The sequence below is a fragment of the Thermus caldifontis genome, from assembly GCF_003336745.1.
GTDB lineage: Bacteria > Deinococcota > Deinococci > Deinococcales > Thermaceae > Thermus > Thermus caldifontis.
Genome location: NZ_KZ851836.1, coordinates 5,562 through 31,350 on the forward strand (window position 1 = coordinate 5,562; position 25,789 = coordinate 31,350).

General features: G+C 64.5%; 22 protein-coding genes. 10 read left to right on the top strand and 12 right to left on the bottom strand.

Annotated elements, in window-relative coordinates; genetic code table 11:
• Window positions 1-218: 218 nt before the first annotated feature.
• On the bottom strand, window positions 219-1,664 hold the full coding sequence (gene cysS, locus DK874_RS01170; RefSeq protein ID WP_114312083.1) for a cysteine--tRNA ligase: 1,446 nt from the start codon (window positions 1,662-1,664) through the stop codon (window positions 219-221).
• A 36-nt stretch (window positions 1,665-1,700) separates the two neighbouring features.
• Between cysS and hslO the strand changes: the two genes are divergently transcribed.
• Window positions 1,701-2,723, top strand: a complete 1,023-nt coding sequence (gene hslO, locus DK874_RS01175; protein WP_114312003.1) for an Hsp33 family molecular chaperone HslO — start codon at window positions 1,701-1,703, stop codon at window positions 2,721-2,723.
• A gap of 12 nt (window positions 2,724-2,735) precedes the next feature.
• Window positions 2,736-3,149, top strand: coding sequence for a universal stress protein (locus tag DK874_RS01180; protein ID WP_114312005.1), 414 nt, complete (start codon window positions 2,736-2,738; stop codon window positions 3,147-3,149).
• On the opposite strand, the gene DK874_RS01185 is transcribed toward DK874_RS01180, so the two are convergent.
• Genes DK874_RS01185 through DK874_RS01195 form a run of 3 tightly spaced genes read right to left on the bottom strand, consistent with a single transcriptional unit; the run spans window position 3,146 to window position 5,626 of the window.
• Window positions 3,146-3,898, bottom strand: coding sequence for an ABC transporter permease (locus tag DK874_RS01185; RefSeq protein ID WP_114312008.1), 753 nt, complete (start codon window positions 3,896-3,898; stop codon window positions 3,146-3,148). The genes DK874_RS01180 and DK874_RS01185 overlap by 4 nt on opposite strands.
• On the bottom strand, window positions 3,883-4,629 hold the full coding sequence (locus DK874_RS01190) for an ABC transporter ATP-binding protein (protein ID WP_114312010.1): 747 nt from the start codon (window positions 4,627-4,629) through the stop codon (window positions 3,883-3,885). Before DK874_RS01190 ends, DK874_RS01185 begins: the two co-directional genes overlap by 16 nt.
• Window positions 4,622-5,626 carry an ABC transporter substrate-binding protein gene (locus DK874_RS01195; protein ID WP_240307574.1) on the bottom strand — a complete coding sequence of 335 codons (1,005 nt, stop codon included), beginning with the start codon at window positions 5,624-5,626 and terminating at the stop codon, window positions 4,622-4,624. The genes DK874_RS01190 and DK874_RS01195 overlap by 8 nt, the downstream gene beginning before the upstream one ends.
• A gap of 188 nt (window positions 5,627-5,814) precedes the next feature.
• Between DK874_RS01195 and DK874_RS01200 the strand changes: the two genes are divergently transcribed.
• Both DK874_RS01200 and DK874_RS01205 read left to right on the top strand, forming a co-directional pair.
• Window positions 5,815-7,344, top strand: coding sequence for a cation:proton antiporter domain-containing protein (locus DK874_RS01200; protein WP_114312088.1), 1,530 nt, complete (start codon window positions 5,815-5,817; stop codon window positions 7,342-7,344).
• A 21-nt stretch (window positions 7,345-7,365) separates the two neighbouring features.
• Window positions 7,366-8,604 (top strand): O-acetylhomoserine aminocarboxypropyltransferase/cysteine synthase family protein, encoded by a 1,239-nt coding sequence (locus DK874_RS01205; RefSeq protein ID WP_114312012.1) that lies wholly within the window; start codon window positions 7,366-7,368, stop codon window positions 8,602-8,604.
• Between the two features lie 110 nt (window positions 8,605-8,714).
• Here DK874_RS01205 and DK874_RS01210 read toward each other — a convergent pair whose 3' ends face one another.
• Together DK874_RS01210 and DK874_RS11955 are read right to left on the bottom strand one after the other, a co-directional pair.
• On the bottom strand, window positions 8,715-9,941 hold the full coding sequence (locus tag DK874_RS01210; RefSeq protein ID WP_114312014.1) for an aminopeptidase: 1,227 nt from the start codon (window positions 9,939-9,941) through the stop codon (window positions 8,715-8,717).
• 32 nt (window positions 9,942-9,973) lie between these two features.
• On the bottom strand, window positions 9,974-10,108 hold the full coding sequence (locus DK874_RS11955) for a hypothetical protein (protein WP_275887325.1): 135 nt from the start codon (window positions 10,106-10,108) through the stop codon (window positions 9,974-9,976).
• 75 nt (window positions 10,109-10,183) lie between these two features.
• Here DK874_RS11955 and nifJ point away from each other — a divergent pair, with 75 nt between their 5' ends.
• Entirely contained in the window at window positions 10,184-13,687 is a 3,504-nt protein-coding gene (gene nifJ / locus DK874_RS01215) for a pyruvate:ferredoxin (flavodoxin) oxidoreductase (RefSeq protein ID WP_114312016.1), read from the top strand.
• A gap of 41 nt (window positions 13,688-13,728) precedes the next feature.
• Window positions 13,729-14,727 (top strand): dihydroorotate dehydrogenase-like protein, encoded by a 999-nt coding sequence (locus DK874_RS01220; RefSeq protein ID WP_114312019.1) that lies wholly within the window; start codon window positions 13,729-13,731, stop codon window positions 14,725-14,727.
• Here DK874_RS01220 and DK874_RS01225 read toward each other — a convergent pair.
• Window positions 14,693-14,941 (bottom strand): HTH domain-containing protein, encoded by a 249-nt coding sequence (locus DK874_RS01225; protein WP_114312021.1) that lies wholly within the window; start codon window positions 14,939-14,941, stop codon window positions 14,693-14,695. The genes DK874_RS01220 and DK874_RS01225 overlap by 35 nt on opposite strands.
• Before the next feature lie 32 nt (window positions 14,942-14,973).
• On the opposite strand from DK874_RS01225, the gene polX reads away from it, so the two are divergent.
• Window positions 14,974-16,701, top strand: a complete 1,728-nt coding sequence (gene polX / locus DK874_RS01230; protein WP_114312023.1) for a DNA polymerase/3'-5' exonuclease PolX — start codon at window positions 14,974-14,976, stop codon at window positions 16,699-16,701.
• Here the strand turns inward: polX and DK874_RS01235 are convergent.
• Window positions 16,679-17,350, bottom strand: a complete 672-nt coding sequence (locus DK874_RS01235) for a uracil-DNA glycosylase (RefSeq protein WP_114312025.1) — start codon at window positions 17,348-17,350, stop codon at window positions 16,679-16,681. The genes polX and DK874_RS01235 overlap by 23 nt on opposite strands.
• Window positions 17,351-17,365: 15 nt before the next feature.
• Window positions 17,366-18,931, bottom strand: coding sequence for an acyl-CoA carboxylase subunit beta (locus DK874_RS01240; protein ID WP_114312027.1), 1,566 nt, complete (start codon window positions 18,929-18,931; stop codon window positions 17,366-17,368).
• A gap of 73 nt (window positions 18,932-19,004) precedes the next feature.
• Between DK874_RS01240 and DK874_RS01245 the strand changes: the two genes are divergently transcribed.
• Window positions 19,005-19,445 carry a hypothetical protein gene (locus tag DK874_RS01245; RefSeq protein ID WP_114312030.1) on the top strand — a complete coding sequence of 147 codons (441 nt, stop codon included), beginning with the start codon at window positions 19,005-19,007 and terminating at the stop codon, window positions 19,443-19,445.
• Window positions 19,446-19,499: 54 nt separating this feature from the next.
• On the opposite strand, the gene DK874_RS01250 is transcribed toward DK874_RS01245, so the two are convergent.
• The 3 genes from DK874_RS01250 to DK874_RS01260 are packed head-to-tail and all read right to left on the bottom strand — an operon-like array spanning window position 19,500 to window position 22,351.
• Window positions 19,500-20,441, bottom strand: coding sequence for an electron transfer flavoprotein subunit alpha/FixB family protein (locus DK874_RS01250; protein ID WP_114312032.1), 942 nt, complete (start codon window positions 20,439-20,441; stop codon window positions 19,500-19,502).
• Window positions 20,442-20,452: 11 nt separating this feature from the next.
• Window positions 20,453-21,196, bottom strand: a complete 744-nt coding sequence (locus DK874_RS01255; protein ID WP_114312034.1) for an electron transfer flavoprotein subunit beta/FixA family protein — start codon at window positions 21,194-21,196, stop codon at window positions 20,453-20,455.
• Window positions 21,197-21,205: 9 nt separating this feature from the next.
• Window positions 21,206-22,351, bottom strand: a complete 1,146-nt coding sequence (locus DK874_RS01260; protein ID WP_114312037.1) for an acyl-CoA dehydrogenase family protein — start codon at window positions 22,349-22,351, stop codon at window positions 21,206-21,208.
• Window positions 22,352-22,451: 100 nt separating this feature from the next.
• Between DK874_RS01260 and DK874_RS01265 the strand changes: the two genes are divergently transcribed.
• Window positions 22,452-25,391 carry a sensor histidine kinase gene (locus tag DK874_RS01265; RefSeq protein WP_114312039.1) on the top strand — a complete coding sequence of 980 codons (2,940 nt, stop codon included), beginning with the start codon at window positions 22,452-22,454 and terminating at the stop codon, window positions 25,389-25,391.
• A complete protein-coding gene (locus DK874_RS01270; protein ID WP_114312042.1) occupies window positions 25,369-25,749 on the top strand; it encodes a response regulator transcription factor in 381 nt (126 codons plus the stop codon). The genes DK874_RS01265 and DK874_RS01270 overlap by 23 nt, the downstream gene beginning before the upstream one ends.
• Window positions 25,750-25,789 lie beyond the last annotated feature (40 nt).

The following is a 25,789-nucleotide window of genomic DNA, read 5'->3' on the forward strand; positions in this document are numbered from 1 at the left end:
TAGAGGGCATCAGCTTTGGCAAGGCGAGGCTTCTACTGGATACCCATGCGCTTATCCCCTGGGTCCTGGGAGACCCTAGGCTTTCACCGCTGGCCGAAGCCTCCAGCAAAGGGGGCGGGACCCAGGTATATTTGGGCGCGGCCAGCCTCTGGGGGATGGCCATCAAGCTTTCCCTTGGGCGGCTGGGGTTGGAGGGCGATCCTAGGATTCCTGGAAGGCTACTCCAGGGCCAGCCGCCACTTGGGGCCCTCCTTGGTGTCCTCCACCACCACCCCGAGGGCTTTGAGCCGTTCGCGGATCAGGTCGCTTTTGGCGTAGTCCTTGGCCCGCCGGGCCTCCTCCCTCAGCTCCAGAAGCAGGGCGATGAGGCCTTCCAACAGGGGACCTGATACCTTCTCCTCCAGAACCCTTTCGGGGAAGAGGCCCAAGATGCCTTCTCCCAGGGTATGGAAGACCTGGGCGGTGCGCCTTAAGGTGTCCCCTTTGGCCTCTGGGAGGAGCCTATAAAGCTCAGGGAGGAAGGTGAAAAAGGCGGCCAGGGCCTCCGGGGTGCCGAGATCGTCCTCTATGGCGGCGAGAAAATCCTTCTCCAGGGCGTCAAGGGCCCTTTCCAGCTCCGGGGTGGCGCCGGGGGCCGCCGTGGGGACCCTGGACCGCACCTCGCGGTAGGCGTGGAGGAGGCGGGCATAGCCCCGCTTGGCCGCCTCGAGGCCCTCAAAGGTGAAGTCCATGGGGCTACGGTAGTGGGTCTGCAGCAGGTAAAAGCGCAAGGCCATGGGCTCGTGGGCCTTTAAGAGGTCATGGAGAAGGACCAGGTTCCCCGTGCTCTTGGCCATCTTTTCCCCTTCCAGGAGCACGTGGTTGTGGTGCATCCAGTGGCGGGCAAAGCGGTAGCCCGCCGCCTCCGCCTGGGCGATCTCGCACTCGTGGTGGGGAAACTGTAGGTCTATGCCGCCTGCGTGGATGTCAAACCCCTCCCCCAGGTACTTGAGGCTCATGGCGGTGCACTCAATGTGCCAGCCGGGGTACCCTTCCCCCCAGGGGCTTTTCCAGCGCATGAGGTGGCCGGGTTCGGCGGCCTTCCACAGGGCGAAGTCCAGGGGATCCTCCTTCTCCTCCCGCACCTCCACCCTCGCTCCTGCCCGGAGTTCTTCCAGGCGCTTTCCCGATAGTTTCCCATACTGGGGGAAGGCCCTTACCCGAAAGTAGACGCTTCCTTTGCGTTCGTAGGCGAAGCCAAGGTGCAAAAGCCTTTCCGTAAGCTCAATCTGTTCCGGTATGTGGCCACTGGCCCGGGGGGCGATGGAAGGCCGGAGAACGTTTAAGGCAGCCATGGCGTCAAAGTAGCTCCAGGTGTACTTTTCCGCCACCTCCATGGGCTCAAGCCGCTCCAGCTTGGCCCGGCGCACGATCTTGTCCTCTCCTTGGTCGGCGTCGTCGGTGAGGTGGCCCACGTCGGTGATGTTGGAGACGAAGCGCACCTTGTACCCCTGGTGAAGGAGGTAGCGGCGGAGCACATCGTAGACGATGGGGCCCCGGGCATGGCCCAAGTGGGGGTCGGAATAGACAGTGGGGCCGCACACGTAGATGCCCACGTGCCCCGGGACGGCAGAGGCGAAGTCCACCTTGGCCCGTTGCAAGGTGTCGTAGATGCGAAGGCCCATGTGGGCCATTATAGGCCCGTGGCATAATGGCGGGGTATGGGACGGATTCTGAGGGGGTTGGCGGGGGAGGGGCAGCTTAGGGTGGTGGCGGCGGACACGGGGGACGTGGTGGAGGAGGCCCGGCGCCGCCATGGGCTTTCCCCCACCGCCACCGCCGCCTTGGGGCGGGCCCTCACGGGGGCCTTGCTCTTGGCCCAGCTTCTCCTCAAGACCCCTAAGGAAAGGCTTACCTTGCGCATAGAGGGCACGGGGCCCTTGGGGGGGCTTCTGGCGGAGGCGGACGCCTTTGGGCAGGTGCGGGGCTACGTGAAGAACCCAAAGGCGGAGGTGCCCTTGCGGGAGGATGGCAAGCTGAACGTGGGGGAGCTCATTGGCGCCGGGGTCTTGCGGGTGGACCGGAGCCTGCCCAATGGGGAGGTCTACACCAGCACGGTGCCCTTGGTTTCTGGGGAGATCGCCGAGGACCTGGCCCACTACCTCTGGCAGTCGGAGCAGATCCCCTCCGCCATCCTCCTGGGGGTGCGGGTTAAGGGGGAAGGGGAGGTGGAGGTGGCGGGGGGTGTGGCCATCCAGGTGATGCCGGACACCCCCGAGGAGGTGCTATCCCGCCTCGAGGCCAACCTTTCAGGCATCAAGGGCATCACGCCCCTCTTGCAGGAGGGCCTGGAGGCCGCCTTGGAGAGGCTCCTTTTGGGCTTGGGGTTTGCCCGCACGGACCTCAGGGCCCTGGGCTACCCCTTAAATGAGATCCCCGCCCGCTTCCAGTGCCGCTGCAGCCGGGAGAAGGCCCTGGAGGCCCTGGTCTTCTTCACCCCGGAGGAGCGGGAGGACATGATCGTGAAGGACGGGGGGGCGGAGGTGGTCTGCCACTGGTGCGGGGAGGTCTACCGCTTTTCCCCGGAGGAGATCCGCTCCCTGGTGGCGGAGGTGCGCTGCCCCGATTGCGGCGCCCTTTGGCTGTATCCCAAGGCGGATGGGACCCTGTTCCGGATCGAAGGGGACACCTGCCGTTGCGGCCGCAAGGTGGAGATTCCTTCGGAAAAGAGGGCCCAGGCTTGATAAGCTTAGGGCATGTTCAAGACCATCCTCTTGGCCTACGACGGCTCGGACCATGCCAAGCGGGCGGCTGAGGTCGCTAAGGCCGAGGCCCAAGCCCACGGGGCCAGGCTTTTGCTGGTGCACGTGTATGAGCCCGTGCCCGACTACCTGGGCGAGCCCTTTTTTGAGGAGGCTTTGAAAAAGCGCCTGGAGCGGGCGGAGAAGGTGTTGGCGGAGGCCCTGGAGCTTACGGGGGTCCCGCGGGAGGATGCCCTTCTTTTGGAGGGCCGGCCTGCAGAGGCCATCCTCGAGGCCGCCATGGGGGAGAAGGCCGACCTCATCGTCATGGGTACCCGGGGCCTTGGGGCCATCGGGAGCCTGTTTTTGGGCAGCCAAAGCCAGAAGGTGGTAGCGGAGGCCCCCTGCCCTGTGCTCCTGGTGCGTTAGCCTAGGGTGGGGGAGGTGTGGCGACGCCAGCGAAGGAGCCTGGCCTCGAGGCGGTTGAAGAGGAAGAAGAGAAGGAGGACGAAGACCACGATGAGTGTGATCAGGGCTAGGCTGAGCCTCGCGTTATAGGTGCTCTGGGCGAAGGAGAGGAGGTAACCCAGGCCCCGGCTTGCCGCCACGAACTCCCCCACCACCGCCCCGGTAAAGGCAAAACCCACGGCCACCTTCAAGGAGGAGAGGACCCAGGCGGCGATGGAGGGAAGGTAGACTTCCTTTAGGAGCCAGTAGCGGCCACCTCCCAGGGTGCGGATCCTTTCCACCAGCTTAGGATCCACTTGCTTTACCCCGCTATAGACCGCAAAAAAGATGAGGACGGCCACCAAGACCAGACTGAGGGCCACTTTAGAGGCCAGGCCGATGCCCAGCCATATGACGAAGAGGGGGGCCAGGATTACCCGGGGTATGGCGTTTAGGAGGAGCATGACCGGCTCCAATAGATCCGAAGCCAGGGGGCTAAAGGCGGCCAAAAGACCGAGGATTCCCCCCAGAAGGATACCGGCCCCCAGGCCCAACAGGGCTGCCGTGAAGGTGGCCTGGAGGTGGGGCCAAATCTCCCCTTCCCGGAAAAGGCCCATGAGGGTCAGGAGCACCTGGGAGGGAGGAGGGGCGTAAAGGGGGTTAAGGAGGCCAAGGGCTGAGAGGGCTTCCCACAAGATGAGAAGGGCCATTAGGCCTAGGTTACGGCGCATCGCGAAGCCTCCTTCAGCTCCTGCCAAAGCCTTTGCAGGTAGACGCCAAACCGGGGGTCGGCCTTCACCCTCACCGGGTCCCGGGGACGGGAAAAGGGGATGCGGTGCTCTTGGATGATCCTAGCCCTAGGCCCTTGGGAAAGGAGGCAGACCCGGTCGGCCAGGCTGATGGCCTCCTCCAGGTCGTGGGTTACCAGGAGCACGGCGATGCCCTCTTCCTCCACCAGGCTGAGGAGGTCCTGGGTAACCTGAATGCGCAAAATGGCATCCAGGCTGGCGAAGGGCTCGTCCATGAGAAGGAGCCTTGGCTTCAGGGCTAGGACCTGGGCCAGGGCCACCCGTTTGCGCTGACCTCCCGAAAGCTGGTGGGGGAACCGGTGGCCTAACCCGCTTAGGCCAAGGCGCTCCAGCCAGGCCTCGGCCTCCCTCCGGGCCATTTCCCTGGGCCAGCCCCGGATTCTTAAACCCAGGGCTACGTTGTCCAGGGCGGTGCGCCAGGGGAGGAGGGCATCCTCTTGGAACAGGAAGCCGATCTCCTCCTGGGCGCAAGCCCTTTGGATCTTTCCCCGTTGTGGGGTGAGGAGGCCAGCGATGGCCCGAAGCAGGGTGCTCTTCCCGCTTCCCGAAGGCCCCACCAGGCTTACGAACTCCCCTTTCCCTACCTGGAGGTTCACGCCTTCCAGGACGGGGATGGGGCCATAACCCAGACCCAACCCCTCTACCTCAAGCACTTCCCAGCACCTCCAAATCCAGAAGCCTTTCCACCTGGAAGCCGGGAGGCAAAAGGCCAGCTTCCATCTGGCTTTCCGCCACCCGGCGGGCGGCCTCGAGGTCAATGCGCACCCCTGTGGGATAGAGGTCCTTGCGGTAGCGCTCGATGATGGCCTTGAGCCGTACCTCGTCCCCACCGGCGATGAGGGCTTTGGGCAAGGTGTCGGCGATGAGGCGGGCCTCCGCTGCCCGGATGAAGCGCAGAGCTTTTTCTAGGGCCCTGGCCATGGCCCGCATCTCCTCGAGGCGGGCTGGCCTTTCCTCCCGCCGGATAGCCACCCCCATGAACTCGTAGGGGCCTCCCAGGAAGGCGGTGGCCTGCTTCAGGTCCATGAGGTTCACCAGCTCGCGCCCTCCCGCCTCCTTGAGTAGGGAAAGGGCCGGTTCTTGGATCATCCCGGCCTCCACGTGGCCGGCCTTTAAGGCCTCATAGAGGTTGGGGCCCAGGGTGGCGTACTGCACCCGCTTGGGATCCAGCCCAGCTTTTCTCAACAGGTAGACCAGGAGCACATGGTCCGCGTTGCCCAGGGCGGACACCCCCACCGTGCGCCCCTCCAGGTCCTTAATCCCCCGGATGCCCGGTGCCTTGGGGCTGTAGGCCAGGGCGAAGAGGGGTAACCTCCCCGTGGAGGCGAAGCGCAAGATGGGGGCACCTTGCTGGTAGGCCTGGAGGGCGGCATCCAGGCTGGTGGCGGCATAGTCCACGGCCCGGCCTACCAGAAACTGGAGGGCCTGGCTTCCCCCCCGGGCGTAGACCAGCTCCACCTCGAGGCCTTCCTCCTGGAAGTACCCCCTCCGGGCGGCCACCTCGTAAGGGATGATGCAAAGGAGCTGGGAGCAGAAGGCCAGCTTGATGTGTCTCCTGCCCCTTTGTCCCAGACCGGAACCCAGCAGGGCCAGGCTGGAAAACCCCTTGACCACTGTTCGGCGATCCACGCAGCAGCCCATGTCCCTCATGGTGAGGTATGAGTCTCATCATGTCAAGGGTATAGAGCAGGCCCCGGCTCCTGGGATGTCTTGTGGGTGGCGGAGGGTGGCCAATGGGAGCGTTTGCATGAGGCCGGAGTCGGTTAAGCGTGGGGTTCCCTTATACTGGGGAAAGGAGGGGGTTTCTGGCCCTTCTTTATCCGCACAGGAGGGTTTTGGTGCCCGGCGTGTTGCTGCTGGCCTACCTTTCCGGCGTCTTATTGGTGCGCCTGGGGTTGCCGGCGTTTCTGGGTTACCTCGGTATCGGGATGGTGTTGAGGCTCCTGGGCTTTCCCGGTGATCCCCTTTTGGACTTTTTCTCAGACCTTGGCGTCTACCTTTTGCTTTTCACCGTGGGTCTCGGCCTGCGCTTAGAACGCCTGGTGCGCCGGGAAGTTTGGGTCACCGGGGTTTCTCAGCTCCTCTTGCTTCCGGTTTTCCTGGCCGCCCTCTATATCCTGGGTCTGGCGCAGAATCTCTTGTCCCTACTGGTGTTGGCCGTGGCCCTTATCAATCCCAGCACCGTGCTTCTGGCCCGGGTGCTTCAAGGCAAAGGGGAGCTTTCTGCCTTGCACGGGCAGCTGGCCTTGGGCATCTCGGTCTTTCTGGACGTGGTATCGCTGGCCCTGCTCATTCTGGTGGGGTTCCAAGGGGTCGGGGCTTTAGGGTTCTCCGTCTTGGCCCTTCCTTTCTTACGACCGCTACTGGTCCGCTTGTTTCACTTGGCCCAAAACGCCGAGCTCAAGCTCCTTCTGGGTGTGGGGCTGGCCCTTTTGGGGGCGGAGCTGGCCCGCTTCCTTCAGGCCCCGGAGGCTTTAGGGGCTCTCTTTATGGGCTTGGGGTTGTCCCGCTACCCGGGGGTAGGGGAGGTGGCGGAAAGGCTCTGGGCGCTGAGGGAGACATTTTTAGTGGCCTTCTTCCTTAGGGCGGGGATGGCGGTAGGTCCCGATGGGGTTTTTGTGGGGCTTTTGCTTTTGCTCCTGCTACTGCTGAAGCCGGTTTTTCTCTTTCTACCTCTGGTCCGCCAGGGCTTTAGAGCCCGCACGGCTTTTTTGGTGGGGGTGGGCCTAGGCACCTATTCGGAGTTTGGCCTGGTGGTGGCGGGGATCCTCCAGGGGTTGGGGCAGCTGACGCCCCAAGGGGTGGGAGCGGTGGCCCTGGCGGTGGGGGGTTCTTTTCTGTTGGGAGCCCCTATGGTCCAAAGGGCCCACCTTTTTTACGAGAGGTGGAAACCCTGGCTTAAGGGTTGGGAGAAGCCTGGTCTACACCCCGACGAGGAACCCCGGGGGGCCTTAGGAGCAAACTGGCTGGTGGTGGGCATGGGCCGGACGGGGGCAGCGGCGTATCGCTTTCTCGCGGGGAGGGGCGAAAGGGTTTTGGGTTTGGATAGCGACCCGGCCAAGGTGGAGTACCACAGTTCCAAGGGCCGGCGGGTGCTCTATGGGGATGCCGAGGACCCGGTCCTTTGGGAGGGGTTGGATCTGAATGGGGTTAAGGGGGTCGTGCTAGCGCTCCCCGACCTCGAGGCCCGCCTCCAGGCCACCAGGGCCCTGCGGGCCAAGGGCTTTGCGGGCGTAGTGGGGGCGGTGAGTTACGCCAAGGAGGAGGATGCCCGGCTTTTGGAGGCTGGGGTGGATGTGGTGTTCCATCCGCTTCTGGAGGCCGGGGAGCGGCTTGCAGAAAGGGTTTTACAGGCCAGCGAAGCCTAGGGAAAAGGTAAACTTAGGGGTATGAACTACGACACCTTGGCGGTGCTTGCGGGGTTACCCGAGGACCCCCATGGAGCGGTGGGGCTTCCCATCTACGCCGTGGCCGCCTACGGCTTTAGGACCCTGGAGGAGGGGGCAAAGCGGTTTGCCACCGGGGAGGGCTACGTATATGCCCGGCAGAAGGACCCTACGGCCAGGGCCTTGGAGGAGAGGCTTAAAGCCCTTGAGGGAGCCATGGAGGCGGAGGTTTTTGCCTCGGGGCAGGCGGCCACCTTCGCTGCCCTAATGGCGCTTCTCCGCCCAGGGGATGAGGTGGTGGCGGCCAAGGGGCTTTTCGGCCAGACCATCGGCCTTTTCCAGCAGGTTTTGGCCCCTTGGGGGATACGGGTGCGTTACGTGGAGCCCGAGCCCCAGCGGGTTCGCCAGGCCCTTACCGAGGTTACCCGGGCCATCTTCGTGGAAACCATGGCCAATCCTGCCCTGATCGTGCCGGACCTCGAGGGCCTGGCCTCCGTGGCCGAGGAGAAGGGGATTGCCCTGGTGGTGGACAACACCTTCGGCGCCGCAGGGGCGCTGGCTAAGCCCCTAAGGTGGGGAGCCCACGTGGTGGTGGAGAGCCTCACCAAGTGGGCGAGCGGCCACGGCTCGGTGCTGGGGGGAGCGGTGGTGGTGCGGGAAGCCCATATCTGGCGGAACTACCCGCAGTTTTGGGAGCCGGATGCTAGGGGCCAGGTGCCCTGGGAGGCCTTGGGGCCCAGGTGCTACCCGGAAAGGGTGCGCACCCTGGGGCTTTCCCTTATGGGTATGGCCCTATCCCCCTTCAACGCCTACCTTCTCTTCCAGGGCCTGGAAACCGTAGCCCTCAGGGTAAAGCGGATGAGCGAAACGGCCCTCTATCTGGCGGAGGCTCTTAGGGGCCATCCCAAGATCCAAGCCCTTCGTTACCCTGGCTTGCCCCAAGACCCCGCCTACCCCATGGCCCAAAAGTACCTGGCCTCGGGGGGGCCCATGTTTACCCTGGACCTGGGAAGCCAGGAGGCGGCAGGCCGCTTTTTAGGGGCCATTCCCTTGCCCAAGGCCGCTAACCTGGGGGATGCCCGCACCCTTCTCGTGCACCCGTGGACCACCACCCATAGCCGCCTTTCGGAGGAGGGGAGGCTTCAGGCGGGAGTTACCCCGGGCTTGGTGCGGGTTTCCGTGGGGCTGGAGGACCCTTTGGACATCGAGGCCTGGTTCCGGGAGGCCTTGGACGGTGTGTAGGGGGGAGGAAAAGCACAAGCGTGTTTTATCGTGAAGATATACACATGATGAGGGTTCCTACTTCCCGCCAAGGCTAATACCCCCGCGGGACGTAGGAGCGCCGTCTCCCTCTAGATCACCCAAAGCCCCTGGCGCATAAGGGGCACGCGGGTACCATCCTCCAGGATCCCATCCACCTGGATTTCCTCGGAGCCGATCATCCAATCGATGTGCACCAGGCTTTGGTTTCCCCCGCGCCTTAGGAACTCTTCCCCGGTGGGGCGTCCTTCCAGGTTCTCCGCATAGGCCTGTCCAAAGGCGATGTGGCTGGCGGCGTTTTCGTCAAAGAGGGTGTCAAAGAAAACCAGGCCCGTCCTGGCGATGGGGTTGTCGGCGGGTACCAGGGCCACCTCTCCAAGCCTCCGGGCCCCCTCGTCGGTGGAAAGGACCTTAAGGAGAACCTCCTGGCCCTTTTCCGCCCCCACCTCCACCGCATACCCCCCCTCAAAGCGGGCCCAGATGCCCTCCACCAGCTGGCCCCCCAAGGCCAAGGGGCGGCTGGCCCGCACGATCCCTTCCACCCGTTCCCGATGGGGGGCGGTGAAGACCTCCTCCGTGGGTAGGTTGGGATTGCAAAGAAGCCCCTTCTGGGTGGGGGTGGCCCCTCCTTGCCAGAGGTGCCCCTCCGCCAGGCCCACCATCAGGTCGGTTCCTGGGCCTCGGAAGTGGATAGCGGAGAAACGCCTTTCGTTCAGGTAGGCCACCTTCTGGTGTAAGGAGCGGTTATGGGCTTCCCAGGCGGCCACGGGGTCTAGGGTATCCGCGCGGGTGGCCTGGAAGATGGCCTGCCAGAGCCTACCCACCGCCTCCTCCTCGGGTAGCTGGGGAAAGACCGCCTTGGCCCAGCCAGGGTGAGCGAAGGGCACGATGGACCAGTTGGTGACGAACTGGCTGATGGCCTCGAGGGCCGGCTTGTAGGCCCGGCTTTGCGCCTGCTGGGCCCGGCCTATGCGGTCTGGGGGAATGCCCTCCAGGGCCTTGGGGTCGTTGCCGGAAACCGCCAGCCGGGCAGCCCCCTCGCGGAAGGCCTTGGCCATGCCCTCGTAGAGCCAGGCCGGGGCCTTGTCCAAGCCTTCCTCTGGCGTCAGGGAAAGGCGCTTGCGGGAAAGGACGTTATCCCCGTAGATGACCGTGAAGAGGCTTGCTCCGTGCTGGTAAGCTTTTTCCGCCAAGAGGCGGACAAAATCCACGGCCTCAATGGGGGCGGTGGCGATAACTTCCTGCCCTGGCTGAAGGTTCAGCCCTACCCGGACGGCCAGATGGGCCAACTTTTCTAGGTTTTCCTGAAAGGCACTCACGCCCCCAAGTCTTTCCTGCCGAAGGGCTTCCGTCAAGGCCGGGGGCAGCTTTTGGGCCTGCCGAGAAGGAGGGCCAGCCCGGAAAGCAGCAAAAATAGGGGCCGGTAAGCTTCCAAAAGAAAGGCGGCCAGGAGGAAGAGAACCACCAGGGCATACCGGATGGACATGCTCCTAGGGTACACCGGGAGGGGCGGGACATTCCTCACCCCAAGGGGCGCTATGGTGGGGGAGAGGTGGAGCCTATGCGTCCCATTACCGTGGACGGGAACGAGGCGGTGGCCCGGGTGGCCTACCGTTTGAGCGAGGTGATCGCCATTTACCCCATCACCCCGGCAAGCCCTATGGCGGAGTTTTGCGACGAGTGGGCAGCCAAGGGGGAGCCCAACCTGTTCGGGCTGGTGCCCCGGGTGGTGGAGATGCAGTCCGAGGGCGGGGCGGCAGGGGCCCTTCACGGGGCCCTGCAGGAAGGGGTTTTGGCCACCACCTTCACCGCCAGCCAGGGCCTCCTGCTCATGATCCCCGACATGTACAAGATCGCCGGCCAGGCCCTTCCAGGGGTGATCCACGTGGCCGCCCGTGCCTTGGCCACCCATGCCCTATCCATCTTTGGGGATCACCAGGACCTGTATGCGGTACGGCCCACGGGGTGGGCGATCCTGGTCTCGGACTCCGTCCAAGCGGCCCAGGACCTGGCAGCCATGGCCCACATCACCGCCCTGAAGGCAAGCCTCCCGGTACTTCACGCCATGGATGGTTTCCGCACCTCCCACGAGGTGCAAAAGATCCTGCCCCTTTCCGACCGGGAGCTAAAGGCCCTTTTCCCCTTTGGGGCCCTCGAGGCCTACCGCCGGCGGGCCCTCACCCCGGAAAATCCCGTGATCCGGGGCACCGCGCAAAACCCCGACCATTACTTCCAAAACCGGGAGGCCATCAACCCCTTCTACCTGCGCCTGCCCCAGGTGATGGCCGAAACCATGGAACACTTTGCCCAGGTTACCGGGCGCCGCTATGCCCCATACGAGTACTTCGGCCACCCGGAGGCTGAGCGGGTGGTGGTGGTCATGGGCTCGGCCTCCCTGGCGGTGGAGGAGGCGGTGGAGCACCTCCTGAAGCAAGGGGAGAGGGTGGGAATGGTGCGGGTGCGCCTGTACCGCCCCTTCCATACGGAGGCTTTTCTCGCTGCCTTTCCCAAGGCCACGCGTAAAGTGGCGGTCCTGGACCGGGGCAAGGAGCCGGGGGCCGTGGGAGAGCCCCTTTTCCAGGAGGTGGCGGCGGCCTTTGCCCTAAGGGGTGGGGAGGTTCCTCTGCTGGTGGGAGGGAGGTACGGGCTTTCCTCCAAGGAGTTCACCCCGGCCATGGCCCTGGGGGTGTTTGAGGAGCTGAAGAAGGAGAGGCCCCGGCACGGCTTCACCGTGGGGATCGTGGACGATGTGACGGGCACGAGCCTTTCCTACCCAGAGGTGGACTTTGAGGACCCAGCCTCGGTGCGGGCGGTCTTCTTTGCCCTAGGGGCCGACGGGACCGTGAGCGCCAACAAGAACACCATCAAGATCATCGGGGAGGAGACCCCCCTTTACGCCCAGGGGTACTTCGTCTACGACTCCAAAAAGTCCGGCTCCCGCACGGTTAGCCACCTGCGCTTTGGCCCAAACCCCTTGAACAAGCCCTACCTGGTGCAGAGGGCCAACTTTGTGGGTATCCACCAGTGGAGCTTCCTGGAGCGCCTTCCCATGCTGGGGGTGGCGGAGGAGGGGGCCACGGTCCTCATCAACAGCCCCTACCCCAAGGAGGAGGTCTGGGACCGTCTGCCCAAGCCTGTCCAGGAGGAGATCCTCAGGAAGAACCTCAAGGTCTACGTGGTCAACGCCTATGAGCTGGCCAGGCGGGTGGGCCTTCCCGGGCGCATCAACACCATCATGCAGGCTGCCTTCTTCAAGCTTTCCGGGGTTTTGCCCGAGGAGGAGGCCAAGGCCCGCATCAAGAAGGGCATAGAAAAAAGCTACGGCAAGCGGGGCAGGTCGGTGCTGGAGCGGAACTTCCAGGCGGTGGAGCTGGGCTTTGCGGCGGTGGAGCCCCTCCCCGTTCCCGGCAGGGTTACCTCGGAAAAGGACCTGGTGCCGCCGATGGTGGGCCACCCCCCCGCCTTTGTGCGGGAGGTGCTGGGGCCCATCGCCTTGGGGCTTGGGGACAACTTGCCGGTCTCCGTCTTTCCTGCGGATGGCACCTACCCCACGGGGACGGCTCGGTACGAGAAGCGGGGCATCGCCGAGTTCATCCCCACCTGGGACCCCGGGGTGTGCGTGCAGTGCGGCAAGTGCGTTTTGGTCTGCCCCCATGCGGTGATCCGGGCCAAGGTGGTGCCGGAGGAGGCCCTGGCCCAGGCCCCCGAGGGTTTCCCCTACCGCAAGGCCATGTGGAAGGAACTGAGCGGGGAGTTTACCTTGGCCATCAGCCCCGACGACTGCACCGGGTGTTCCCTTTGCGTGGAGGTCTGCCCCGCCAAGGATAAGCAAAACCCAAGCCGCAAGGCCTTGAACCTGGCTCCCCGCTTGGAGGTGCGGGAGGCCATGAACCGGCACTGGGACTTCTTCCTCTCCTTGCCGGAAACACCCAGGGCCGGCCTTAAGCTCCACACCGTGAAGGATGTGCAGCTTCTGGAGCCCTTGTTTGAGTTCCCTGGGGCCTGCGCGGGGTGCGGGGAAACCCCCTACCTTAGGCTTCTTTCCCAGCTTTTTGGCGACCGCCTCATCATCGCCAACGCCACCGGATGTAGTTCCATTTACGGGGGGAACCTTCCCACCACCCCCTGGAGCAAAAACCGGGAAGGCCGGGGCCCGGCCTGGGCCAACTCCCTCTTTGAGGACAACGCCGAGTTCGGCCTAGGCCTGCGCCTGGCCTTGGACAAGAAGGCGGAGTACGCCCGGGAGCTGCTGGGGGATTTCCGGCAGGTCCTAGGTGAGGCGCTGGTGGAGAGGCTCCTTGCGGAAACAGGGCCGGAGGAGGTGGAAAAGAGGCGGCAGGATGTGGCCCTTCTGAGGGAAAGGCTGAAGGCCCTGGACGATCCCAAGGCCCGGGACCTCTTGGCGGTGGCGGACGCCCTAATCCCCCACTCGGTCTGGATCGTGGGCGGGGATGGCTGGGCCTACGATATCGGCTACGGGGGCCTGGACCATGTGCTGGCCAGTGGGGCCAACGTGAAGGTCCTGGTTCTGGACACCGAGGTCTACTCCAACACCGGGGGGCAGGCCTCCAAGGCCACGGGCCTGGGGGCGGTGGCCAAGTTCGCCGCCGCGGGTAAGCCCACCCCCAAGAAGGACCTGGCCTTCATGGCCATGAGCTACGGGCATGTTTACGTGGCCCAGATCGCCATGGGGGCGAGCGATGCCCACACGGTGAAGGCCTTCCTCGAGGCGGAGGCCCATAAGGGCCCGGCCCTCCTCATCGCCTACAGCCACTGCATCGCCCACGGCATCGACATGGCCAAGGGCATGGAGCACCAGAGGCTGGCGGAGCGCACGGGGTACTGGCCCCTTTTCCGCTACATCCCTGGCCAAGGGCTCGTCCTGGATTCCAAGCCCCCCACGTTGCCGCTCAGGGAATACCTTTATGCGGAAAACCGCTACCGGCTTCTCCTCCAGACCCTTCCCGAGGAGGCCGAGGCCTTTTTAAAGCGGGCAGAGGAAGCGGTGCGGGAAAGGTGGGAGAGGCTTTCCCGCATGGCGGCGAAGGAGGTTGTGCCAAACTGAGGGTGTTTTCCCGTCAGGGGAACACATGAAGGAGGAGGGGTATGGATCTGAGCACCACCTACCTGGGGCTAAAGCTGGACCACCCTTTGGTGGCTTCCGCCTCGCCCCTCACGGAAAAGCTGGATGGGTTCTTGCGCCTGGAGGATGGGGGAGCGGCGGCCATCGTGATGCACTCCCTCTTTGAGGAGCAGGTGACCCTCGAGGAGGAGTTGCTGGACCATTATCTCCACTACGGCCACGAAAGCTACGCCGAGGCCCTCTCGTACTTTCCCAAAGCCCACGAGTACCGCCTAACCCCAGAGCGCTATCTGGATCTCCTCTCCCGGGCCAAGGAACGGGTTTCCGTTCCCATCATCGCCAGCTTGAACGGCATCAGCCGGGGGGGATGGGTGGAGTACGCCAAGCTCTTGGAGGAGGCCGGGGCCAACGCCCTGGAGCTCAACCTTTACTACATCCCCACCGACCCTTCCCTTTCCGCCTCAGAGGTGGAGGCCATGGACCTGGATACCATCCGCGCCGTGGTGGAAAGCGTGCGGATCCCCGTGGCGGTCAAGGTGGGGCATGCCTTCACCGCCTTCGCCCACTTCGCCAAAAGGGTGGAGGATACTGGGGCCAAGGCCTTGGTCCTCTTCAACCGGTTCTACCAGCCGGATATAGACCTGGCTACCCTTTCCGTGGTGCCCACCCTGAGCCTCTCCCGCCCCTATGAGGCCTTGCTGCGCATCCACTGGATTGCGCTCCTTTACGGCCGGGTGGGCCTGGAGCTGGCCTTGACGGGGGGTGTGCATTCGGGGAAGGAGGCGGCGAAGGGGCTTCTTTCCGGGGCCCAGGTGGTGATGATGACCTCGGCCATCCTGGAAAAGGGCCCCCATCACTTCCGCACCGTGCTGGAGGAGCTGAAGGCCTTCATGGAGGAGAAGGAGTACGAGAGCGTGGAGGAGATGCGGGGGGTCTTGAGCTACCAGAAGGTGGCGGAGCCGGCAGCCTTTGAGCGGGCCAACTACCTTAAGGTTCTGGGCTCGTATCGCCTTCTTCCCTAAGGGCGTACAGGCCCTTGCCCAGGGCCACCACCGGGCCCCTGTGCCAGCGGGCCAGGGCGGAGAGCCGGATCTTGGCGATCTTTTCCGGTTCCCGAACGTGGGCCCAAAGCCCCGACTCCTTCAGGCGGCGGCCTACCTCGGTGTAGTGAAGAGGCCGGCCCTCCTGTTTTAGCATCTCCAGCACCGCCTTGCGGAACCGGTCCGGTGGGGGCATGGCTAGCCCAAGTATACCCGTATAGTGAGGACATGAGGAACCAGGAGCTGGCCCGCCTCTTTGAGGAGATCGGGCTCATGAGCGAGTTTTTGGGGGATAACCCCTTTAGGGTGCGGGCCTATTACCAGGCGGCCCGGACCCTTTACGACCTGGATACCCCCATTGAGGAGGTGGCCAAAGGGGGAAAAGAGGCCCTTCTGACCCTTCCTGGCATCGGCCCCGACCTGGCGGAGAAGATCCTGGAGTTTCTCGCCACCGGGGGTATCAAGAAGCACCGGGAACTTGCGGAGCGCGTACCTGTGGGGGTCTTGGCGGTGATGGAGGTACCCGGGGTGGGGCCCAAGACCGCCCGGCAGCTTTATGACCAGCTGGGCATCGACTCCTTGGAAAGACTAAGGGAAGCCCTGGATAGGGGAGACCTGCTTCGCCTCAAGGGCTTCGGCCCCAAAAAGGCGGAAAGGATCCGGGAGGGGCTGGCCTTGGTCCAGGTGGCGGGTAAACGCAGGCCCTTGGGGGCGGTGCTTTCCTTGGCGCGGAACCTGCTTGCCGCCATCCGAGCCCTGCCCGGTGTGGAGAAGGCGGAACTTTGCGGGTCCGCCCGGCGGTACAAGGACACCGTGGGGGACCTGGACTACCTGGTGGCCGCCGAGAGGGGCGAGGAGGTGGTAAAGGCCTTTGTGAAGCTTCCCCAGGTGAAGGAGGCGTACGCTCAGGGCAAGGAGCGGGCCACCGTGTTCCTTAAAAATGGCCTCCAGGTGGACCTGCGGGTGGTGCCGCCCGAGAGTTGGGGTTCCGGGCTCCAGTACCTCACCGGAAGCAAGGAGCACTCCATCCAGCTCCGTTCCCTGGCCCAGGAGAGGGGTCTGAAGCTTTCCGAGTACGGGGTTTTCCGCGGGGAAAAGCGCCTGGCGGGGGAGACGGAGGAGGGGGTCTATGAGGCCTTGGGCCTGCCCTTCATCCCCCCACCCCTCAGGGAGGACCGGGGGGAGATAGAAGCGGCGCTTGGGGGGAAGCTTCCGAGGCTGTTGGAGCTTTCCCAGATCCAGGGGGATTTGCAGGTGCATTCCACCTACTCCGACGGCCAGAACAGCCTCGAGGAGCTCTGGCAGGCGGCCAAGGCCCTGGGCTACCAGTACCTGGGGGTGACGGACCACTCCCCGGCGGTGCGGGTGGCAGGGGGGCCCTCCCCGGAGGAGGCCTTAAGGCGGGTAGAAACCATCCGCCGCTTCAATGAAACCCATGGCCCCCCGTACCTCCTGGCGGGGGCGGAGGTGGATATAAGGCCCGATGGCGCCTTGGACTACCCGGACTGGGTGTTAAGGGAGCTGGACCTGGTGCTCATCTCCATCCACTCGGGTTTTAAGCTTTCCAAGGCCGAGCAGACCAAGCGCGTCCTAAAGGCCCTGGAGAACCCTTTTGTCCATGTCCTGGCCCACCCCACCGCCAGGCTCATTGGCCGGCGGGCCCCCATCGAGGCCGATTGGGAGGCCATTTTGCGCAAGGCCAAGGAGATGGGGGTGGCGGTGGAGATCGACGGCTACTATGACCGCATGGACCTACCCGACGACCTGGCGCGCTTGGCCTATGGCATGGGCCTTTGGGTGAGCCTTTCCACCGATGCCCACCAGGTGGAGCACCTGCGCTTCATGGAGCTTGCGGTGGGCACGGCCCAAAGGGCTTGGATCGGGCCGGAACGGGTTTTAAACACCCTCTCGTACCAGGAGCTTCTTGCCTGGCTCAAAGCCCGGCGAGGCCTTTAGCTTCTAGGAGAACTTCCAGGAACATTTCCCGGGTGAGCCGGCCCGTCTGCGTGTTCTGCCGGGAGACGTGGTAGCTGGCAAGGAGGTGCCTGTCCTGGGGCAAGGGGTAGTGGGCCCCGTGGAAAAAGGGATGGGCGCTCTTTTTCATGCCGAAGTGGTCAAGGAGGGCCTTGTGGGCGATCCGGCCCAGGGCCAGGTAGACCCGGGCGTTCCGAAGAAGACCCAGCTCCACCCGGGTCCAGGCGCTACAGGCCAGGAGCTCCTCCCGGGTGGGCTTGTTCTCCGGTGGGGCACAGCGCACGGCGGCGGTGAGATAGACCCCAAAGAGCCTGAGGTCGTCTCCGGGTTCACTCTGGGGCTTGCTGGAAAAGCCAGCCTGGTAGAGGAGAGGGTAGAGGAAGGCGCCCGAGGCATCCCCGGTGAAGGGCCGGCCTGTGCGGTTGGACCCGTGGGCCCCCGGGGCCAGGCCGAAGAGGATTAGGCGGGCGTCTGGGTCTCCAAAGCCGGGAACCGGCCTAGCCCAGTAGTCCCAGTCCCTATAGGCCCGGCGCTTTCTTTGCCCCACCTCTTCCCGGTAGGCCACCAACCGGGCACAGCGGGTGCAGGCGGTGAGTTCTTTTTGAAAGGTGTCCCATGGAGGAGCCTGCATTCCGGCCCCCTACTCCTAAAGGGGAATATTGTCATGCTTCTTGAAGGGGCGCTCCTCCTTCTTTTCCCAGAGCATCCTCAGGTGCTGGTAAAGGAGGCGCCTTGTGTGGGTGGGGTCAATGACATCGTCAAGGTAACCCCTTGCGGCCGCCACCCAGGGGTTGTCAAAGGCCCGGCGGTACTCCTCAATCTTGCGGCGGCGGGTTTCCTCGGGGTTGGGCGAAGACTGGATCTCCTTGCGATAGATGATGTTGGCGGCCCCCTCGGCCCCCATCACCGCCACCGCCGCCGTGGGCCAGGCCAGGACCACGTCCGCCCCCATGTCCTTGGAGTTCATGGCCAGATAGGCCCCCCCGTAGGCCTTGCGGGCGATGAGGGTGATCTTGGGTACCGTGGCCTCGGCGTAGGCGAAGAGCATCTTGGCCCCGTGGCGGATGATGCCCCCGTGCTCCTGGGCCACCCCAGGTAGAAAGCCGGTCACGTCCACCAGGGTGAGGATGGGGATATTGAAGGCGTCCATGGTGCGGATGAAGCGGGCGGCCTTGTCGGAGGCATTGATATCCAGGGCCCCTGCCATGAAACGGGGGTTGTTGGCCACCACGCCCACGGGAAAGCCTCCCAGCCGCCCCAGGCCCACGATGATGTTCCTGGCAAAACCCGGCTGGATTTCCAAAAACTCCCCGTCGTCCAGGAGGGTCCTGATGACCTGGTGCATGTTGTAAGGCCTCCTGGAGTCGGGGTGGACGATGTCCAGTAGCTCGGGGGTGGGGCGGAAGGGGTCGTCTTGGGGTTCTACCACGGGGGGTTTTTCCCGACTGTTTTGCGGAAGGTAGGAGAGGAGCTTCTTGATGAGGTCCAGGACCTCCCGGTCGTTTTGGCCCTCCAAGTGGGCCACCCCGCTCCTTTCCATGTGCACATCCGCCCCACCCAACTCCTCAAAGCTCACCTCTTCCCGGGTCACGCTTTTGATGACCTCGGGGCCGGTGATGAACATGTAGCTCCCTCCCCGGCTCATGAGGATAAAGTCGGTCATGGCGGGGCTGTAGACGGCTCCCCCGGCGCAGGGGCCCAGGATGGCGGAGATCTGGGGCACTACCCCGGAGTAGATGGCGTTGCGGTAGAAGACCTCCCCGTAGCCGGAAAGGCTGTCCACCCCTTCTTGGATGCGGGCCCCGGCGGAGTCGTTGAGGCCGATGATGGGAGCCCCCACCTTGGCTGCCAGGTCCATGAGGCTGGCGATCTTGCGCCCGTGCATCTTGCCCAAGGAGCCCCCCAGCACGGTGAAGTCCTGGCTGAAGACGAAGACCAAGCGGCCGCCGATGGTGCCATACCCGGTCACCACGCCATCGGCGGGGGCCTCAATACCTTCCATAAGCCCGGTTTCCAGGTGCTCGGCAAAGGGCATGAGCTCCACAAAACTCCCGGGATCCAGCAGGTAGTCTATGCGTTCCCGGGCGGTGAGCTTTCCCTGCTGGTGCTGCTTAAGGATGCGCTCTTCTCCTCCCCCGAGGAGGACCTTTTTCCGCCTCTCCTCCAGCTCAGCCAAGAGCTCATCCAGGATAAGCTTGGCGTTATCGGCCATACTGGCTGCATGATATACTAAGAAGCCGGGTTTGCTTCCACACAAAGGGGGCCCGGCAGAGGAGGTGAGAGGGATGAAGCGCTGGTTGGGCCTGGTCTTGTTGCTGGTGGCCCTTCTTCTTGCGGTCTGGGCTGGCTACCAGGGCTACGCCCGCCTCCGGGCCCTCGAGGGCCGGGTGGTTGCCTTGGAAACCCGGGTTCAGGCCCAGGAAGAGGCCCTCAAAGCCGTGGCGGAGCGGGTGGGCAGGCTGGAGGGTGAGGTCTTCAAGGCCCCGGCCCCACCCCTTTCCCTTCCCGAGGTACCGGAGGCCCCAGGTGCCCCTGCCTGGCCCTATGCGGTGGGGGTGGTGGTGGCGGCGGTGCTCCTTTTCTTCCTCCTGCAGCTCCTTCGGGGCAACCGGGGAAAAAAGGAGGGGGAGGCTCAGGAAACCCCGCCTCAGGAGAACCTCGAGGCTTCCCGCATGGAGGAGGAAGGGGCGCCTCCTCGGGGTGACCAGGGGGAGGGATCCCGGTAGGGTTTTGCCAAAGGGAAAAGCGGGCGGGAAATGCCCGCCCGCTTGGCCTTTCCCTCAGTCCTTCAGCTTTTTCACCGCCTCAATAAGGGCGGGAAGCACCTGGTGCACATCCCCCACGATCCCGTAGTCCGCGTGCTTGAAGATGGGGGCCTCGGGGTCCTTGTTCACGGCCACAATGTACTTGCTCTTGTTCATCCCCGCCAGGTGCTGGACCGCTCCGGAAACCCCGAGGGCGATGTAGAGGGAGGGTTGCACGGTTTTCCCCGTCTGGCCCACCTGCTCGCCGTAGGGCCGCCAGCCGGCATCCACCACCGCCCGAGTAGCCCCCACGGCCCCGCCCAGGAGGGCAGCCAGCTCCTCCACCTGCTTAAAGGCCTCGGCGCTTCCCATGCCCCGGCCCCCCGTGACCACGACGTTGGCCTCGGTCAGGGACACTCCTTTCCTCTCTTCCTGGACTCTTTCCAGTACCTCCACGGTGGCAACCGGGGGTACGTTCATGGTTACCACTTCCCCCATCTGGCCCAAGGGCTCCGCCAGAGGGGTGGTGTTGGGTTTCACCGTGAGGACCACGGGGGGGGCGCTTTTCACCTTCTGCGTCACCCGGTTCAGGTAGGCGTAGCGGGTGGCGTAGACCTGGCCGCCCTCCGCCCAGGACTCCAGGGTGTCCTCCAAAAGCCCCGCTTTCAGGGCGTAGGCCACCCGGCCCAGGTAGGCGCGGCTTTGCCGGGAGGAGGGGGCCAGGATGGCCTTGACGCCCTCCCTGGCGGCCTCCAGGATTCCCGCCGCCCACTTTTCGGCGGTGTAGGGGCCAAGCTCCGCCACGTAGAGGGTTTCCACGTACCCTCTGGCTTCTTCCAGAGGGGCCCGCTCTTCCGCAAGAAGCACCCCGGCTACCCTCTCCCCCAAGGCTTGGGCCAGCTGGCGGGCCCGGGTAAGGGCCTCGAGGCTCCCCTTGCGCAACTTGGTGCCGTCGTGGTCCAGGACAACCAGAATCATGCCTGCCTCCTTTAGATAACCTTGGCCTCCTCATGCAGGAGCCGTACCAGTTCTTCCGCTGCCGCCACGGGGTCCTTGCCGTCAAGAATCCTCTGCAGTCGGGCCTTTTCCTGGATGGTTTCCTCCAGGATCTCCACCCGGCCCTTCCCTTGGAAGGCCACCTTTTTGATCTCCTTCTTCTTGGCCTTCATGATGCCGGGCAGGGTGGGGTAGCGGGGCTCGTTCAGGCCCTGCTGGGTGGTGAACACGGCGGGCAGCTTGACCCGAACCCACTCCGCCCCCTCGTCCAGGTCGTGCTTGGCCTTGGCGGTTTCCCCTTCCAGCTCTAAGGCGGTGGTCCAGGGGACCACCGGCACCCCCAGGGCCTCGGCCAAAGCAGCCCCCAGGGCTTGGCTGTCCCAGTCTGCCTGTTGCCCTCCGGTCAGGACCAGGGTGGGGGCCTCCTCCTTCAGCACGGGGGCCAGGGCCTCGGCCACGGTGACGGGATCGGCGTAGCCCTCGTAGACCACGTGGATGCCCCGATCCATGCCCATGGCCAAGGCGGTGCGGATGGCCTCCTCCGCGCGCTCGGGGCCAAACCCCACCGCGATGGCCTCGCCCCCGTGCTTTTCCTTAAGGCGGAGGGCTTCCTCCACCCCGTACTCGTCCATCTGGTCCAGGATGAGGGTGGCGGAGGAGAGATCCACCCGGTTTCCCCCGATCCTGAGCCGGCTTTCCCCGTCCGGTACCTGTCTGATGACCGCTATGAACTTCATCCTCGCCTCCTATTCCGCCAGGATGTGCCTGGCGATGATGAGCCTTTGGATCTCGTTGGTGCCCTCGTAGATCTGGTTGAGCTTTACGTCCCTCAGGAGTTTTTCCACGGGGAACTCCCGCACGTACCCGTAACCCCCGTGGATCTGGATGGCCTGGTTGGCGGCCTCAAAAGCGATCTCCGAGGCGTAGGCCTTGGCGATGGCGCTGGCGTGAGCGTGGGGAAGACCCCGGTCCACCAGCCAGGCGGCGTAGTAGGTGTACATGCGGGCGGTTTCAATGCCCATCAGCATATCCGCCAGCTTGAACTGGATGGCCTGGAAGCCCGCGATGGGCTGGCCGAAGGCCTCCCGCTCTTTTGCGTACTTTTTGGCTTCGTCCAGCGCTCGCCTGGCCACGCCCACGCTGCCCGCGGCCACGGGGATGCGGGTCTTGTTGAGGGTGTTCATGGCGATTTTGAACCCCTCGCCTTCCTCCCCCAGGCGATTCTGAACGGGCACTTTGACATCTTCAAACACCAACTCATAGGTTCCCGAGGCCCTTTGCCCCATCTTCCCGTGGATCTTCACGGCACTGAACCCCGGGGTGCCCTTCTCCACCACCAGGGCCACCACCCCCTTGTGGCGAAGTTCGGGGTTTAAGGTGGCGAAGACCACCACCCACTCGGCCTCCCCACCGTTGGAGATCCACATCTTGGTGCCGTTTAGCACGTAATGGTCCCCCTGGCGCACGGCCCGGGTCTTGAGGGCCGCGGCATCGGAACCGTTCCCCGGCTCGCTGAGGGCGAAGGCCGCCAGGGCGGGCTTTTGTGTGAGGGGGGTAAGGAAACGACGCTTTTGTTCCTCGGTCCCCGCCAAGAGCACGGGGGTGATCCCCAGGTCGCTGGCCATGGGGATGGTGTAGATGCCCATGCAGGCGTAGGCCAGCTCCTCCCCCACGATGACCTCGTCCAGCATCTTGAGGCCCATTCCTCCGTATTCCTCGGGGATGATGGCGTTCAAAAGACCCACCTCGTGGAGTTTCTCTATGACCGGCCAGGGCACCTCCTCCTTCTCGTCGTACTCCTGGGCCACGGGCAGGATCACCTCTTTGGCGAAGCGCCGGGCCAGGGCCTGAAGCTGCCGTTGTTCCTCGGTGAGGCTAAAGTCTATGGGCATGGCTTTCCTCCCCTAGGGGCCAGGGGCCCTACTCTTTGACCCAGTCTAAGATTGTGCCCCTCCCCTTGCAACCCCGCCACCATGCTACCATTGGAGCTAGATGCGATCCGTGGGTCAGCTGGAGATTCTTGGCCGTTTTCAACGGGCGCTATTGAAGGATTTGGAGCCGGTGCAGATATTGCGCCACCTCCTCGAGGTGGCCACCGACGAAGGGGTAGAGCGGGCGGCCCTTTTCCTCTACCACCGGGGAACCCGGGAGCTTATGGGGGAGGTGGCCTCGGGCCGGGGGCGGCATTACACGGTTTCCTCCATCGCCCTTCCCCTACATGCCAAGGGGCCTGTGCAGGAGGCCTTTTTCGCCGAAGGGCCGGTGAAGCGGGGCGAGGAGTGGCTTTTGCCCGTGGTTGGGGAGGAGACCTCCTACTGCTGGGCGGATCCCGAGGCTCGGTGTACGGAACGGCCCAGGGCGAGCCGGGAAACCCGGGTCCTGGTGTGCCCCAGTTGTGCCCGGTTTACCCCTAAGGGGGTACTCAGCCTGGAAGGGGTTCCCCAAGGCCTAAGACCCCTCCTTCCCCTCCTGGCCCAGCTCACCGCCTTGGCCCTCAAAAACGGCGAGCTCTTGGCGGAGCGCAACCGGGCCTTTGCCCAGCTATCCCGCCACGTGGAGGCGCTTTCCCACGTGACCACCCTGGCCCGGGAGGTGGGGCGGGTCCTGGAGCCCAGGGCGGTGCTGGAAACCCTGGCCCGTTCCCTCTCGGAGCGGTTTGGCTTTTTCCGGGTCACCGTGGCCTTGATCCAAGGGGAGGGGCCGGACCGCTTGGGCGGTTATTTGGAAGGGTATTTGACCCTTAAGGGGGAAGCCCTTTACTGGACGGAGGGCCGTAGCCGTATCCGCCTTCCCCTTGGGGCTTCCTCGGACCCTTTGGCGCGGGCGGTGCGCGAGGGAAGGACCCTTTTGGTGGACAGGGAGCAGCTTCCGCCCCATATGGTTCCCGAGGTGGGGGCTCGGGTGGCCTTTGTGCCCATCCTGGCGGAGGGGGAACCCTTGGGGGCGGTGGCGGTGGACCACGGGCCCGGGGGGCCTGCGGTGAGCGAGGAGGAGGTGCGGTATGTGGAGCTTCTGGCCGGGGTGGCAGGGGTAGCCCTTAGGAACGCCCAACTCTACCGAGAGAAGACCCAGCTGTCCTTGGCCCTGGCGGCGGAGAGGAAGCGGCTTTCGGAGATTCTGGAGGAGCTTCCCGATGGGGTGGTGGTGCTCTTTGGCGAGGGGGGCTACGCCAACAGCCGGGCCCGGGAGGCCCTGGGTCTAAGCCGTGAGATGGCCCTCGAGGACCTTCCCGGAAGCCTGCAGCCGGCCTTGGAAGGGGGGCGGGTGGAGGTGAGCCTGGGGGGTGCCACCTATAGCGTTCGGGGCAAAAGGTTGGAGGGGATGCGCATCCTGGTTCTCCACGACATCAGCGAGCGCACCCGTATGGAGCGGGCCCTCAGGGACCAGGTGGCCTTCACCCGATCCCTGGTGGACCTGGCCCAGGAGGCCCTGCGGGAGCGGGGCCTCGCCGCCTTGGGCCGAGGGGTGGTGGAGCGCCTTAAGGGCCTTTTCGCCGCCGATGAGGGGCTTTTTGTCCTCGAGCTGGAGGGGGTGCCGAGGGTGCTCTACGCCACCTGCACCTTTCCCGGGGAACTTTCCCAGCCGAACCTTCTGCGGAGGGCCCTGGACCGCGTGGGGGTTGGGCAGGAAGGGGCGCTTACCCCCTTGGGGGCCGAGACCCTGGGCCCTGAGGACTGCGCTTTGGCCGAGGCCCTTGGGCTCAAAAGCGCCTTGGTGGTGCCCTTTGGGGCAGGGGAGGCCCGGGGTGCGGTGCTATTGGGGTACCGGAAGGAGCGGCGCTTTTCCGAAAGGCTGCTTGCCCGCCTGGCCCAGGTGGGGACCCTCTTGGCCCTATCCGTGCAGAAGGCCCGCTTCTTAGAGCTTCTGGAGCTGGAGGAGGGGCGCCTCAAGGCCCTTTTGGAGCATTCCCAGGATGTTATCTACGTGCTGGACCGGGAGGGGATCATCCGCTTTGTGAGCGCCAGCGTGCGCCATGTGCTGGGCTACGATCCCGAGGGGTACAAGAGGGGCATGGTGCACGGCCTGGATTTCGTCCATCCCGAAGACCGGCCCTTGGCGGAGAGGCTTTTCCGCGAGCTTCTTTCTTCCCCCTCGGAGGTGCGCACGGGGGAGTTCCGGGTCCTGCATGCGGATGGCACCCCCATTCCCATGGAGGCCTGGGGGCGGAACCTCTTGGAGGATCCCCGGGTGCGGGGGGTGGTGGTGGACCTTCATGACCTTAGGCCCAGGTTGGAGGCGGACCGGCTCAAGGGGGAGTTCATCGCCGCGGTGAGCCATGAGCTCAGGACCCCTCTGGCGGTGATCATGGGGTTGGCGGAGCTCTTAAGGGAGGAGGAGCTTTCCGAAACCGCCCGGGAATCGGTGGACCTGATCTTGGAGAGCTCGTTCCGCCTCAAGACCATGGTGGATAACCTCCTGGACACCAGCCGCCTCGAGGCGGGGCGGTTTGAGGTTTCCAAAAGGCCGGTAAACCTCAAGCCCTTGTTGCTGGATTTGGCGCGGAGTTTTCAGGGGGTGGCCCGGCTATCGGGGGTGGCCTTTACGGTGGAAATCGAGGACCTGTCCCTTTTGGAGGCGGATCCCGACCGGATGGTCCAGGTGGTGGGGAACCTGCTCTCCAACGCCTTCAAGTTCACCCCTCCAGGAGGCCGGGTGCGTTTGGCGGCCAAGGAAAGGGGAGGAGGCCTGGTGGTGGAGGTGGAGGACACCGGTCCCGGCATCCCCAAGGATGAGCTTCCCAACCTATTCCAACGCTATGCCCGGGCCAAAAACGCCCAGACCCGGGGGGTGGCGGGGACTGGGCTTGGCCTTTTCATCTCCAAGCACATCGTGGAGGCCCACGGGGGACGGATTGAGGTGGAAAGCGAGGAGGGAAAGGGAAGCCTCTTTAGGGTTATCCTGCCCCTATATGGCCCGCATCCTGCTGGTTGAGGACGAGCCCTTGGTGGCACACCTGGTGCGCCGCATCCTGGAGCGGGCGGGGCACCAGGTGGAGTGGGCGGCTTCGGGCCGGGCTGCCGTGGCAAAGCTTTCCCAGGCTTATGACCTTTTGGTATGCGACCTGGTGATGCCGGAGGTTTCGGGCCTGGAGGTGATCCAAACGGTGCGGCGGCTTGGCCTTCCCACCCCCATCCTGGCCCTTTCCGCTAGCGTTTCCGAGAAAAGCCGGCGGGAGGCCCTCGAGGCGGGGGCGCAGGCTTTTTTGGGCAAGCCCTTTGAAGCCCAGGCCCTACTGGCGCAGGTGGAGAGGCTTTTGGCAGGTAAGCCTGGAGGGGAAGGCCAGGGCTAGCCTGTACCTTCGTGTATACTTATACAACGAAAAGGGGTGA

Excerpts from the sequence above, each read along its gene's own strand:
- DK874_RS01240 (WP_114312027.1), bottom strand. The coding sequence starts at position 18,931 with ATGGCCGATAACGCCAAGCTTATCCTGGATGAGCTCTTGGCTGAGCTG.
- DK874_RS11955 (WP_275887325.1), bottom strand. The coding sequence starts at position 10,108 with ATGTCCATCCGGTATGCCCTGGTGGTTCTCTTCCTCCTGGCCGCCTTT.
- DK874_RS01225 (WP_114312021.1), bottom strand. The coding sequence starts at position 14,941 with ATGCCCCCACCGGACCGGTTCCGCAAGGCGGTGCTGGAGATGCTAAAA.
- DK874_RS01185 (WP_114312008.1), bottom strand. The coding sequence starts at position 3,898 with ATGCGCCGTAACCTAGGCCTAATGGCCCTTCTCATCTTGTGGGAAGCC.
- nifJ (WP_114312016.1), top strand. The coding sequence starts at position 10,184 with ATGCGTCCCATTACCGTGGACGGGAACGAGGCGGTGGCCCGGGTGGCC.
- DK874_RS01205 (WP_114312012.1), top strand. The coding sequence starts at position 7,366 with ATGAACTACGACACCTTGGCGGTGCTTGCGGGGTTACCCGAGGACCCC.
- hslO (WP_114312003.1), top strand. The coding sequence starts at position 1,701 with ATGGGACGGATTCTGAGGGGGTTGGCGGGGGAGGGGCAGCTTAGGGTG.
- DK874_RS01270 (WP_114312042.1), top strand. The coding sequence starts at position 25,369 with ATGGCCCGCATCCTGCTGGTTGAGGACGAGCCCTTGGTGGCACACCTG.
- DK874_RS01245 (WP_114312030.1), top strand. The coding sequence starts at position 19,005 with ATGAAGCGCTGGTTGGGCCTGGTCTTGTTGCTGGTGGCCCTTCTTCTT.
- polX (WP_114312023.1), top strand. The coding sequence starts at position 14,974 with ATGAGGAACCAGGAGCTGGCCCGCCTCTTTGAGGAGATCGGGCTCATG.
- DK874_RS01180 (WP_114312005.1), top strand. The coding sequence starts at position 2,736 with ATGTTCAAGACCATCCTCTTGGCCTACGACGGCTCGGACCATGCCAAG.
- DK874_RS01255 (WP_114312034.1), bottom strand. The coding sequence starts at position 21,196 with ATGAAGTTCATAGCGGTCATCAGACAGGTACCGGACGGGGAAAGCCGG.
- DK874_RS01250 (WP_114312032.1), bottom strand. The coding sequence starts at position 20,441 with ATGATTCTGGTTGTCCTGGACCACGACGGCACCAAGTTGCGCAAGGGG.
- DK874_RS01235 (WP_114312025.1), bottom strand. The coding sequence starts at position 17,350 with ATGCAGGCTCCTCCATGGGACACCTTTCAAAAAGAACTCACCGCCTGC.
- DK874_RS01195 (WP_240307574.1), bottom strand. The coding sequence starts at position 5,626 with ATGAGGGACATGGGCTGCTGCGTGGATCGCCGAACAGTGGTCAAGGGG.
- cysS (WP_114312083.1), bottom strand. The coding sequence starts at position 1,664 with ATGGGCCTTCGCATCTACGACACCTTGCAACGGGCCAAGGTGGACTTC.
- DK874_RS01260 (WP_114312037.1), bottom strand. The coding sequence starts at position 22,351 with ATGCCCATAGACTTTAGCCTCACCGAGGAACAACGGCAGCTTCAGGCC.
- DK874_RS01220 (WP_114312019.1), top strand. The coding sequence starts at position 13,729 with ATGGATCTGAGCACCACCTACCTGGGGCTAAAGCTGGACCACCCTTTG.
- DK874_RS01265 (WP_114312039.1), top strand. The coding sequence starts at position 22,452 with ATGCGATCCGTGGGTCAGCTGGAGATTCTTGGCCGTTTTCAACGGGCG.